We start from the raw sequence: 11,872 nt of genomic DNA, 5'->3' as shown, positions 1-11,872 counted from the left end.
CTTCAGCCGTAGAGATATTTCGGCAGCCAGAGCGCGATGCCCGGGAAGACATAGACCAGCACCATCGCGAACACGACGATCGCCAGATAGGGCATCACGCCGGCGAAGATCTGGTTGATCGAGACATGCGGAGGCGCGATTCCCTTGAGGTAGAACGGCGCCATCGCCACCGGCGGCGACAGGAACGAGGTCTGGATGTTCAGGGCGATCAGGATGCCGAAGAACAGCGGATCGATCTTGAAGAACTCCAGCAGCGGCAGGAAGATCGGCACGAAGATCACGATGATCTCGGTCCATTCCAGCGGCCAGCCGAGCACGAAGATGATCAATTGCGCCACGATCAGGAACATGGTCGGCGACAGGTTCATGGCCGTGACCAGCGTCTTGATCGGCTCGTGACCGCCGAGGATGGCGAAGATCGACGAGAAGATGAAGGATCCGACGAAGAGCCAGCAGACCATGGCCGAGGTCCGCGCCGTCAAGATCACCGATTCCTTGACCTTGCCGAAGGTGAGCGAGCGGTAGGCCGCCGCCAGGATCAGGCTGCCGAGCGAGCCGACGGCGGCCGCTTCGGTCGGCGTCGCCAGGCCGAAGAAGATGCAGCCGAGCACCGACATGATCAGGATGGTGAGCGGGAAGAAGCTGGTCAGAAGCGCCCAGAGCACCCGCGTCCACGGCACGTCGGTTTGCTCCTTCGGCAGCTTCGGCGCCAATGCCGGGTTGAGCCAGCAACGGATCAGCACATAGAGCATGTAGAGCGTCGCGAGCAGCAGGCCGGGAAAGAGCGCGCCGGCGTAGAGCTTGGGAACCGAGACGCCGGCGGTCGCGCCATAGAGGATCAGCATCACCGAGGGCGGGATCAGGATGCCGAGGCAGCCGCCGGCGCAGACCACGCCGGCCGAGAGCTTGACGTCGTAGCCGGCCCGCAGCATCGCCGGGAAGGCGAGCAGCCCCATCAGCGTCACCACCGCCCCGACGATGCCGGTCGCGGTCGCGAAGATCGCGCAGGTCGCCAGCGTCGCTATCGCGAGCGAGCCCGGCACGTTGCCCAATGAAAGCTGGATCGAGTGGAACAGCCGGTCGAGGATGTTCGCCCGCTCGATGATGTAGCCCATGAAGATGAAGAGCGGGATCGAGACCAGCACGTCGTTGGCCATCACCGAATAGGTGCGCTGGACCACGAGGCTGAACACGGTGTCGCCCATCGCCCAGTAGCCGAAGCCTACGCCCAGCGCCATCAGCGTGAAGGCGATCGGGAAGCCGAGCATGATGAAGACGATGAACAGGACGAGCATCACCACGCCCAGTTCCGGATTGGAAAGACCGAACAGCATCAGACCGTCTTCCCCGCATCCGGCGCGGCTTGCGCGGCCTGTTCGAGAATGAGCTTCTCGGTTTCCTCGACATCGTGTAGCCGCGGCGGCCACTCACCGGTGCGCAGGCAGATGACGCAGCGCGCCACCTCGGCCAGACCCTGCAGCGTCATCAGCACGCCGGCGATCGGGATCAGGGATTTGAAGTGGTAGAGCGGCGGCCCGTTCGGCGAGTTCGAGGAATGCTCGCCGATCATCCAGGAGAAGGCCGCGAATTTGTAGCCGGCCCAGGCGAGCGCGATGATGCCGGGGAAGAAGAAGAGAAGGTAGAGCGCAAGATCGAGCCTGGCCTGTGTCCGTGGGCTCCAGGCGCGATAGAGAAAATCGCCGCGCACATGCGCGTTGCGGGCGAGCGCATAGGGCCCGGCCAGCATGAACAGCGTGCCGTAGAGGATATAGCTGACGTCGAAGGCCCATTCGGTCGGCGCCCGCAGCGCATAGCGCGAGAACACCTCGTAGCTGATCGCCAGCGTCAGGATCAGGATCGTCCAGCCGGCGAGCTTGCCGATGGCGGTGTTGAATTTGTCGATCGCAAGGATCAGCTTCATCCGCGTGCGTCGCCTGCTGTTCGGATTGGCAAGGAACGCCCGCCACCACGGGGATGGCGGGCGCAGGCTTGGGCGAAGCGGCGGCGTCAGGTCTTGAAGAAGTGGTTGAAGGCGAGATCGCGCGAAGGCTCGTTGAGCCGCTCATAGGACACGGTGCGCTTGACCCAGTCCTTCTGGCTGTCGACCACCTTCTTGAAGAAGGCGTTCTCGGCGCCGAGCTTCTCCAGCACCTTGTCCCAGGCTGCGAGCTGCGCCTTCAGGATCGCCTCCGGCGTCGCGACCACGTTGACGCCTTTGGAGCGCAGCATCTCCAGATCCTTGGAATAGCGGTCGAGCGCCTTCCAGTTCATGTCGGAGGAAGCGGATTCGCCGGCATATTTCACGATCGCCTTGAGCTCGGGCGAGAGCGCATCGAACTTGGTCTTGTTGAAGAGCAGCTCGAAGCTCTCCGCCGCCTGATGGTAGCTCTGCAGCATGTAGACCTTGGCGACGTCCTGGAAGCCGAGGATCGAATCGGAGGACGGGTTGTTGAACTCGGCGCCGTCGATGACGCCGCGCTCCAGCGCCGGCACAATCTCGCCGCCGGCGAGGATGGTGACCGCCGCGCCCATCTCGCGCATCAGGTCGGCGGCAAGGCCGACGGTGCGGTATTTCAGGCCCTTGAAGTCGTCGGCGGTCTTCAGCTCCTTCTTGAACCAGCCGAGCGGCTGGCACGGCATCGGCCCGGAGAAGAAGCCGACCAGGTTGAGCTTGAGCTGGTTCTGGACGAGGTCGTTATAGAGATCATAGCCGCCGCCATGGTTCATCCAGCCAAGGAAATTGGTAGCGTCCCAGCCCAGCGCCGGCGGCGTGCCGAACAGCGAGAACGCCTTGTTCTTGCCGTACCAGTAGGCGGAGACGCCGTGGCCGCCGTCGAGGATGCCGGCCGCGACCGCGTCCTGCATCTGGAAGGCCGGCACGACGGCGCCGGCCGCGAGCACGTCGATCTTCAGGCGCCCGCCTGACATGTCGTTGACGCGCTTGGCGAAGTCGCCGGCGAATTCGTGGAAGATGTCCTTGGTCGGCCAGGTCGACTGGAACTTCCAGGTCACGGTCTGCGCCTGGCTGACTTGCGGCATCGCGATGGCGCCGGCACCGGCAAGGCCCGCAACCTTCAGGAAATTGCGCCTATTGGCGCGCGTCTTCGTCGCTTCGGACGTCATGGTTCTCTCCCCAGAGAAATGGCGCCGTTGAGGCCGGCGAGCATTGTTTTCGGCTCTGATGGCCGGTCGCCCTGACAGTTCCGGCGCTGTGAGGAGATGGCAAGCCGGGAAGTCGTAGCACTTTAGTTGCAAGCAGAACGGATACCGCTCTCAACTGGAACGAGTGCTATTCCGTAGTGGAAAGAAACAGCGCCACGAGCCAGGCGACAAGCAAAAGGCGCCGCACGAGGTGCGGCGCCTTTTGCGATCAAACGAATTCGATCGAGACTTCGTCGGTCAGCGGCGCTTACCGGCGACCCGCATCTCCATGTATTGCACGGCCTCAAGCAGGACGCGGCGCGGCCGCTCGGCATCGCGCTTGGCCTGCTCGGCCTTGCGCTGCACCTCGCGCTCGATTTCGGCCAGGCGCTCGGCTTCCTCGCGCGCAGCCTGCTCGATGGCGGCGATGCGCTCGGCTTCCAGGCGCTCGGCTTCCTTCTTGGCATCGCGCTCGGCCCGCGCAGCGGCGATCGCCTCGCGCTCGGCCCGACGCTGCACCATCACCGGATCGTCTGGTCCGGGACGCTTCTTGAAGCGCTCCAGCAGGGCCTTCTTCGCATTTGCGGAATTGGCCTGGCGATCAGTGAAATGGCGGTCGTTCGGGTTCTTCAAGGTGGGCCTTCTCGGGGTTTACATGGGCGAGGTTGCCGCCCGCGCGCAGCGCTTACGGCAACTCACGGGTTTTGGGTACTGAACTCAGCGCGGGGCCGCTGCGCTGGCAGCGCGGGGCTTCAGCACCTTCGGCTTCGGCGCTGCGATCAGGCCTTCGCGCTGGGCCTGCTTGCGGGCGAGCTTGCGGGCGCGGCGCACGGCCTCGGCCTTTTCGCGGGCGCGCTGCTCGGACGGCTTCTCGTAGGAAGCGCGACGCTTCATCTCGCGAAACACGCCTTCGCGCTGCAATTTCTTCTTCAGAACGCGAATGGCCTGATCGACATTGTTGTCGCGCACGAGAACCTGCATCCGTGTCTCCAGCTTTGCAGGATGGAAGGAAAAAGGGTCAGGCGACGCCCGACCCTTTGGGATTTGTGCGCCGCGGTACCAGAATTCCGCAGCTAGCGCCACCCCTATTGTGTCCCGTTCTGCGCATAACGAACCCGCGGCGCCTTCCACCTCTTGGCATGGAGCAGCCCGCCATGCACCTTGAATTACCTTTCGATCGCATCGGGCATCATGGATCCGCAGGCCGTCAACGAGCTCTTCCCCCATATCCGCATCGTCATCGGCATGGTGATCGGCCTTGCCATCGCCCGGCTGCTGACCGGCATCGCCCGGCTGATCCAGCACCCCAAGCGCTACCGAGTCTCGCTCATCCATTTGCTCTGGGTGTTCTCGCTGCTGGCCGAGCTCGCTCTGTTCTGGTGGTGGGAATTCGCGCTCTCCCGGCTGCCGAGCCTGACCTTCGGCACCTTCATCTTCCTGATCGTCTACGCGCTGACGCTGTTCCTGCTCTGCGCCCTGCTGTTTCCCGAGGATCTCGACGAGTACGCCGACTATGAAGACTACTTCCTCAACCGGCGGCGCTGGTTCTTCGGGCTCTTCGCGCTGATCTTCGTGCTCGACGTCGTCGACACCGCCCTCAAGGGGCCGGCGCGCTGGAACCATTACAGCGCGGATTATCTCATCCAGGTCCCGCTCGGCCTCGGGCTCTGCCTGGTCGCGTCGCTCTGGGCGAACAAGCGCCTGCAGCTCGCAATGGCGCTGCTGCACATCACCTATCAGGTCTACTGGACGGCTCGCGTGCTCACCGCACCGCTCTAGAAGACACCGCGCCCGGCACAACAGCATTGCGCGCACGCTGCTTTACAATGCCGGCAATTTAGCCAAGGAACGGCAGCGGGCGTCATCCCGCCCACCTGAAGCCCGGTCCCGCCTCGTGAACTTGCCTGTCCTCGACCAGTTCCGCCGCATCGTCGTCAAGGTCGGCTCGTCCCTGCTCGTCGACCGGACGCAGGGTCGCCTGCGTCATGCCTGGCTCGCCGCGCTCGCCGAGGATCTCGCCGAACTGCACGCTCGCGGCGCCGACGTCCTCGTCGTCTCCTCAGGCGCGATCGCGCTCGGCCGCACCGTGCTGAAGCTGCCCGCCGGCCCGCTCCGGCTCGAGGAAAGCCAGGCTTCGGCCGCCGTCGGCCAGATCGCCCTCGCCCGCAACTGGTCGGAGGCGCTCGGCCACCACGGCCTCAACGCCGGCCAGATCCTCTTGACCCTCGCCGACACCGAGGAGCGCCGGCGCTATCTCAACGCCCGCGCGACGCTGGGCCGCTTGCTCGACCTGCGCGCCGTGCCGGTCATCAACGAGAACGACACCGTCGCCACCTCCGAGATCCGCTATGGCGACAATGACCGGCTCGCCGCCCGGGTCGCGACCATGGCCGGCGCCGACCTGCTGGTGCTGTTCTCCGACATCGACGGGCTCTACACCGCCCCGCCCCTCTCCAGCCCGGACGCCAGGCATATCCCGGTCATCCCGGCGATCACGCCCGCGATCGAGGCGATGGCCGGCGGCGCGGCGTCCGAACTCTCGCGCGGCGGCATGCGCACCAAGATCGAGGCCGGCAAGATCGCGACCGCCGGCGGCGCCCATATGCTGATCGCCGACGGCCGGGCCAAGAACCCGCTGCGCGCCGTCACCGAAGGGGCCCGCTGCTCCTGGTTCCTCAGTGCCTCGACGCCCGCGACCGCACGCAAGACCTGGATCGCCGGCTCGCTCGAGCCGCGCGGCACGCTGCATGTCGACGACGGCGCCGCGCGTGCCTTGCGCGGTGGCGCGAGCCTGCTGCCGGTCGGCGTCACCCGGATCGAGGGCGCCTTCAGCCGCGGCGACGCGGTGATGATCCGCGCCGGCGACGGCAGCGAGCTCGGCCGTGGCCTCGTCGCCTATGACGCGGACGAGGCGGTGCGCGTGCTCGGCAAGGCCTCCCGCGATATCGAGGCGGTGCTCGGCTATCCCGGCCGCGCCGAGATGATTCACCGGGACGACATGGCGCTGCGCCTCGGCTACGATCCGGGCGAGTGAGGAAACACCAGGCCTGTGATGACCAGCGAAAGCGCAAGGCGCGTCCCCGCGCCCGACAATGAGAACGGCGACATCGCCGCGCTGATGCACGGGCTCGGCCAAGGCGCTCGCGCCGCGGCCCGCCGGGTCGGTACTGCGTCGGCAGAGCAGCGGAACCGTGCCCTCGCCGCGATGGCGACTTCGCTGCGCGAGCGCGCTCCGGCGATCCTCGCCGCCAACCGGCAGGACCTCGCCGACGCCCGCACCGCCGGCCTTGTCCCTTCGTTCATCGATCGCCTCGCTTTGGACGAGGCCCGCCTCGAAGCCATCGCCCAGGCGGTCGCCGACATCGCCGCCCTGCCCGATCCGGTCGGCAAGGTGCTGGCGAGCTGGACGCAACCCAACGGCCTCGTCTTCGAGCGCGTCGCCGCCCCGCTTGGCGTCGTCGCCGTGATCTTCGAGAGCCGTCCCAACGTCACCGCTGATGCCGGCGCGCTCTGCCTGAAGAGCGGCAATGTCGCGATCCTGCGGGCTGGTTCCGACAGTTTCCGTAGCTCCAGCGAGATCGCCGCCGCCATGCAGGACGGGCTCGCGGCCGCAGGCCTGCCGCGCGAGGCGATCCAGCTGGTGCCGAGCCGCGACCGCGCCGCCGTCGGCGAGATCCTGAAAGGGCTCGACGGCAATGTCGACGTCGTCGTGCCGCGTGGCGGCAAGAGCCTGGTGGCGCGGGTGCAGCAAGAAGCGCGCGTGCCGGTCTTCGCTCATCTCGACGGCAACAACCATGTCTATGTCCATGCGCAGGCCGACCTCGCCATGGCCCGCGCCATCCTCGTGAACGCCAAATTGCGCCGGACCGGCGTCTGCGGCGCCGCCGAGACGCTGCTGGTCGACGAAGCCTGCGCCGCAACGCATTTGAAGCCGCTGGTCGCCGCCCTGCTCGACGAGGGCTGCGCCGTGCGCGGCGACGAGGCGACGCTCGCCGTCGACCCGCGCGTCACGCCTGCGAACGAAGAGGACTGGCGCACCGAATATCTCGACCGCATCATCGCGGTGAAGACCGTGCCCGGCCTCGACGCAGCCATCGCCCATGTCGAGACCTACGGCTCGCACCACACCGACGCGATCGTGACGGCGAATGAGGCCGCGGCGACGCGCTTCCTCGCCGAGGTCGATTCGGCGATCGTCCTGCACAATGCCTCGACCCAGTTCGCCGATGGCGGCGAATTCGGCTTCGGCGCCGAGATCGGCATCGCCACCGGCCGCATGCATGCGCGCGGTCCCGTCGGTGTCGAGCAGCTCTGCTCCTTCAAGTACCGCGTCCACGGCCAGGGTCAGGTCCGCCCGTGAGCGCCGAGGAGCTGCGCCTGCCGCCGCACGCCCCCGGTCTGCGCATCGGGCTGTTCGGAGGCACCTTCAATCCGGCCCATGACGGCCACCGCATGGCGAGCCTGACGGCGCTGCGCCGGCTCCAGCTCGATCGCGTCTGGTGGCTGGTCACACCCGGCAACCCGCTGAAGGACAATCACGCGTTGCCGCCGCTGACGCAGCGCATCGCCACGGCCCGCGCCCTCGCCAATCACGGCCACATCAACGTCACCGGCATCGAGGCGACGCTGCGCACCCGCTACACCGCCGACACGCTGCGCCAACTCAAGCGCCGCTGCCCAGGCGTGCGCTTCGTCTGGATCATGGGCTCGGACAATCTGGCGAATTTCCACCGCTGGAACGAATGGCGCGCCATCGCCCGGATGATGCCGATCGCGGTGATCGACCGCCCCGGCTCGACCCATCGCTCGATCGCCTCGCCCGCCGCCAACTGGATGGCGCGCTGGCGTCTGTCGGAGAATCAGGGCGCCGCCCTGCCGGTGCGTACCCCGCCCGCCTGGATCTTCCTGCATGGCCGGCGTTCCGACCTGTCCTCGACCTATCTGCGCGAACTCGCCGAAACCAATTGAACTCGACCCCTCCGGCGCTTAAATTGGGGGTGTCGCGCTGTGAGCGCGTCGTCACGTGAGGATACGGCTCTGAACCGTCAATCGATCGGCGAAGCTGGCACAGAGCCGCTTCCCCCGGCTGCCCTGACCGACAATCCGGCGGCGTCCGGCATCGCGCTCGCCCTGCAGGTCCTGGAGGACATGAAGGCCGAAGACGCCACCGTGATCGATCTTGTCGGCAAGACCTCGCTGGCCGACGCCATGATCATCGCCTCCGGCCGGGTCAATCGCCACGTCGCCTCGATCTCCGACAGCCTCGTCGAAGCCTTCAAGAAGGCCGGCCACGAGACCCCGAAGGTCGAGGGCTTCCCCGCCTGCGACTGGGTGCTGATCGACACCGGCGACCTGATCATCCACATCTTCCGTCCGGAAGTGCGCCAGTTCTACAATCTCGAAAAGATGTGGGGCGCCGACCGGCCGCGCGAGCGTCTCGACGGCTAAGATCTAGCCCTCATGCGTTTGTCAGTCATCGCGGTCGGCCGCCTCAAGGACGGGCCGGAGCGCGATCTCTGCGCCCGCTATCAGGAGCGGGCGCAAGGGCTTGCCCGAGGGCTCGGCTTGAGCGGGCCCGAGGTCATCGAGCTTGCGGAAGGCCGCGGCCGCCGCACCGATGAACGCCGGCGCGAGGAAGCCAAGCTGATCGGCGAGCGCCTGCCACCATCGGGCCTCGTCATCGCCCTGGACGAGCGCGGCCGGAGCATCGACAGCGACGCGTTCGCGAACCGCCTCGCCGCCGCGCGCGATGCCGGCACCCCGGCCGCGATCCTGCTGATCGGCGGCGCCGACGGGCTCGACGCCGAACTGCGCGAGCGCGCCGCACTGGTGCTCTCTTTCGGCGCCCTGACCATGCCGCATCAGATCGTGCGTGCACTCGTGCTCGAACAGCTCTATCGAGCGATGACGATCATGGCCGGACACCCCTATCATCGCGCATGACCCGCCGCTCCCGGCTGATTCGTCTCGCACGCGCGCTCCGGCCCTGGCCGGTGCTGCTCTGCGCGTTCCTGTCAGCCGGCGCAGCCTTGGCCCAGACGCCTCCCGCCCCCGAATCTGAGCAGGCCGCCCGCGACACCGAGCAGAAACGCGAGGAAAAGCGCGCCCGCGAACTGGAACTCAAGACGATCGAGGAGCGGCTCGCCGGCAGCGCCGAGGCCCGCGCCAAACTGGAAGCCGAGATCGCCGGCATCCGCGCCGACCGGACCAAGCTCAACCAGGCCCTGCTCGATACGACCGCCCGCACGCAGGCCGCCGAAGGCCGCATCGCCGGCCTCGAACAGCGCTTGTCCCTGCTCCAGACCAGCGAGACCGCGATCCGGCGCTCGCTGGAGAGCCGCCGCGGGCTGATCGGCGAGGTGCTGGCGGCGCTGCAGCGCATCGGCCGCCGGCCGCCACCGGCCGTGCTTGTCCGCCCGGAGGACATCCTCGAAGCCGTGCGCGCCTCGATGCTGCTCGGCGCCGTCGTGCCGGATCTGCGCCAGGAGATCACCATTCTCGGCACCGACCTCGCCGAGTTGGTCCGCCTGCGCGAGGCCATCGCCGAGGAGCGCAAGAGCATCGCCGGCGAGATGGAAGGGCTGGCGGGCGAGCGCCGGCGGCTGGCATCGCTGATCGAGGCCAGGCGCGCCCGCGAGGCCAGCGCCGCCCAGGACATCGAGGCGCAGCGTGCCGCAGGCGGCGAGCTCGCAGCGCAGGCGAAGACGCTGCGTGATCTCGTCGAGCGCATCGAGAAGGACATTTCCACCGCCAATCGCGCCGCCGAGGCCGCCCGCCGCGCGCTCGAAGCCGAGACACAGGAGCAGCGCCAGCGCATGGCCCAGCTCGCCTTCCGCGACCCGGCCCGACTCGCGCCCAAGGCTGCATTCCAGGAATTGCGCGGCATGCTGCCCTTGCCGGTCGCCGGTTCACAATTGCGTGGATTTGGCGCTGCCGACGAAGTTGGCGCTGCAACCCGTGGAATTTCGCTTTCCACACGTGCCAATGCCGTGGTTTCGTCACCTTCCGATGGCTGGGTGGTTTATGCGGGGCCGTTCCGCTCCTTTGGCCAACTCTTGATCCTCAATGCCGGCAATGGTTACTATATTCTCCTGGCGGGCATGCAGCGCATTGACGTGTCGTTGAACCAATTTGTGCTGGCTGGGGAGCCGGTTGCGGTGATGGGCGAGACCGCGGAAGCGGCCGCGACGAATGTAGGAGCGGGGACCGGCGAGCCGATCCTCTATATCGAGTTCAGGAAAGACGGCGTCTCGATCGATCCGACGCCGTGGTGGACGAAATCGCAAGGCGAAAAGGCTCGCGGATGATGCGCAAGGTTTCTCTCGTTCTGGTCGGCGCCATCGCCGGCGCGGGGCTCACCGGTGTGGTGACCCAGACCAAGCTCTTCTCCTCGACCAGTGCGGTCGCGGCCTCGGCCGAGGTCTATCGCAGCCTCAACCTCTTCGGCGACATCTTCGAGAAGATCCGCACCGACTATGTCGAGAAGCCGGACGAGCAGAAGCTGATCGAGGCCGCCATCAACGGCATGGTCTCCTCGCTCGATCCGCACTCGGCCTATCTCGATGCCAAGAGCTTCCGCGACATGGACATCGACATGCGCGGCCAGTTCGGCGGCCTCGGCATCGAGGTCACCATGGAGAACGAGGTTCTCAAGGTCGCCAAGCCGATCCGCGACACGCCCGCCGCCAAGGCCGGCATCCTGGCCGGCGACATCATCCGCAAGATCGACAATGACGAGGTCAAGGGCCTCAGCCTGAACCAGGCCGTCGAGAAGATGCGCGGCATCATCAACACGCAGGTCAAGCTGACGATCGAGCGCACCGGCAAGGCCGAGCCGCTGGAGTTCACCCTGACCCGGTCCAACATCGTCGTCCCGGCGGTGGAGGAACGCATCGAGGGCGATGTCGGCTATATCCGCATCGGCACCTTCAGCGAGCAGACCTATGAGGGCCTGCGCAAGGCGCTCGACAAGATCAACGCCGAGATCGGCTTCGACAAGGTCAAGGGCTACATCATCGACCTGCGCAACAATCGCGGCGGGCGCCTCGACCAGTCGGTGCTGGTCTCCGACGCCTTCCTCGAGCGTGGCAAGATCGTCTCGACCCGCGGCCGCAACGCCGAGGAGACGCAAGTCTTCAACGCCAAGTCGGGCGACCTGACCAAGGGCAAGCCGATCGTCGTGCTGATCAACGGCTCCTCGGCCTCGGCCGCCGAGATCGTCGCCGGCGCCCTGCAGGACCACAAGCGCGCCACCGTGATGGGCTCGCGCTCCTTCGGCAAGGGTTCGGTGCAGACCGTGATCCGCCTCGGCGACAATGGCGGCCTGCGCCTGACCACGGCGCGCTACTACACCCCGTCCGGCAACTCGATTCAGGCCAAGGGCATCACGCCCGACATCGAGATCATTCAGGACGTGCCGACCGAGCTGAAGGACAAGGTCGAGAACAAGGGCGAGGCCTCGCTCAAGGGCCATCTGCGCAATGGCGACGGCAAGGAAGAGCAGGCCGGCTCGCCGTCCTATGTTCCGATCGACTCGGCCAAGGACACCCAGCTCGCCGCGGCGCTCAACCTGCTGCGCGGCAAGAAGGACGTCGCGCTGCCCGCGACGCCGGCACCCGCCACGCCCGCCCCCGCTCCGGAAGCCGGCAAGACCGACGGAGAGAAAAAGGCGGACTGAGCGGCAGGCTCTTTCCAGCCCAGCTATTCGGCACTTGTGCAACGGCCGCAGGAG

General features: G+C 66.9%; 13 protein-coding genes. 8 read left to right on the top strand and 5 right to left on the bottom strand.

The annotated features are described in order from the left end of the window. Positions 1–2 precede the first annotated feature (2 nt). The 5 genes from AC3WLC_RS01375 to rpsU all read right to left on the bottom strand — a co-directional run bounded on the left by AC3WLC_RS01375 (position 3) and on the right by rpsU (position 4,122). Positions 3–1,334 carry a TRAP transporter large permease gene (locus AC3WLC_RS01375; protein WP_493682152.1) on the bottom strand — a complete coding sequence of 444 codons (1,332 nt, stop codon included), beginning with the start codon at positions 1,332–1,334 and terminating at the stop codon, positions 3–5. Continuing rightward, positions 1,334–1,921 (bottom strand): TRAP transporter small permease subunit, encoded by a 588-nt coding sequence (locus AC3WLC_RS01370; protein ID WP_493682151.1) that lies wholly within the window; start codon positions 1,919–1,921, stop codon positions 1,334–1,336. The genes AC3WLC_RS01375 and AC3WLC_RS01370 overlap by 1 nt, the downstream gene beginning before the upstream one ends. An 86-nt stretch (positions 1,922–2,007) precedes the next feature. Further along, entirely contained in the window at positions 2,008–3,123 is a 1,116-nt protein-coding gene (locus AC3WLC_RS01365; protein ID WP_493682150.1) for a TRAP transporter substrate-binding protein, read from the bottom strand. 276 nt (positions 3,124–3,399) lie between these two features. Further along, entirely contained in the window at positions 3,400–3,774 is a 375-nt protein-coding gene (locus tag AC3WLC_RS01360; protein WP_244543923.1) for a DUF6481 family protein, read from the bottom strand. Positions 3,775–3,858: 84 nt separating this feature from the next. Next, complete coding sequence (gene rpsU, locus AC3WLC_RS01355; protein ID WP_091838241.1) at positions 3,859–4,122, bottom strand: 30S ribosomal protein S21; 264 nt, start codon at positions 4,120–4,122, stop codon at positions 3,859–3,861. A gap of 210 nt (positions 4,123–4,332) precedes the next feature. On the opposite strand from rpsU, the gene AC3WLC_RS01350 reads away from it, so the two are divergent. The 8 genes from AC3WLC_RS01350 (at position 4,333) to AC3WLC_RS01315 (ending at position 11,818) form a co-directional block, all read left to right on the top strand. After that, entirely contained in the window at positions 4,333–4,920 is a 588-nt protein-coding gene (locus AC3WLC_RS01350; RefSeq protein ID WP_493682149.1) for a hypothetical protein, read from the top strand. A 115-nt stretch (positions 4,921–5,035) separates the two neighbouring features. Then, the gene (gene proB / locus AC3WLC_RS01345; protein ID WP_493682148.1) at positions 5,036–6,175 is read left to right on the top strand and encodes a glutamate 5-kinase; all 1,140 of its coding nucleotides are present in this window, start codon (positions 5,036–5,038) and stop codon (positions 6,173–6,175) included. An 18-nt stretch (positions 6,176–6,193) separates the two neighbouring features. After that, positions 6,194–7,501, top strand: coding sequence for a glutamate-5-semialdehyde dehydrogenase (locus AC3WLC_RS01340; protein WP_493682147.1), 1,308 nt, complete (start codon positions 6,194–6,196; stop codon positions 7,499–7,501). Beyond that, positions 7,498–8,109, top strand: a complete 612-nt coding sequence (locus AC3WLC_RS01335; protein WP_476816722.1) for a nicotinate-nucleotide adenylyltransferase — start codon at positions 7,498–7,500, stop codon at positions 8,107–8,109. Before AC3WLC_RS01340 ends, AC3WLC_RS01335 begins: the two co-directional genes overlap by 4 nt. 123 nt (positions 8,110–8,232) lie before the next feature. After that, complete coding sequence (gene rsfS, locus AC3WLC_RS01330; RefSeq protein ID WP_493683115.1) at positions 8,233–8,589, top strand: ribosome silencing factor; 357 nt, start codon at positions 8,233–8,235, stop codon at positions 8,587–8,589. 12 nt (positions 8,590–8,601) lie between these two features. Next, positions 8,602–9,084 (top strand): 23S rRNA (pseudouridine(1915)-N(3))-methyltransferase RlmH, encoded by a 483-nt coding sequence (gene rlmH / locus AC3WLC_RS01325; protein ID WP_493682146.1) that lies wholly within the window; start codon positions 8,602–8,604, stop codon positions 9,082–9,084. Further along, a complete protein-coding gene (locus AC3WLC_RS01320) occupies positions 9,081–10,448 on the top strand; it encodes a murein hydrolase activator EnvC family protein (RefSeq protein WP_493682145.1) in 1,368 nt (455 codons plus the stop codon). Before rlmH ends, AC3WLC_RS01320 begins: the two co-directional genes overlap by 4 nt. Continuing rightward, positions 10,448–11,818: a S41 family peptidase gene (locus tag AC3WLC_RS01315; RefSeq protein ID WP_493682144.1), complete on the top strand. Its 1,371-nt coding sequence runs from the start codon at positions 10,448–10,450 to the stop codon at positions 11,816–11,818. The genes AC3WLC_RS01320 and AC3WLC_RS01315 overlap by 1 nt, the downstream gene beginning before the upstream one ends. The last annotated feature ends 54 nt before the right edge of the window (positions 11,819–11,872 follow it).

This window comes from Allobosea sp. GW821-FHT03A12 (assembly GCF_058986765.1).
The sequence above is the reverse complement of the archived record's forward strand: the minus strand, read 5'-3'. Positions and strand labels throughout refer to the sequence as shown.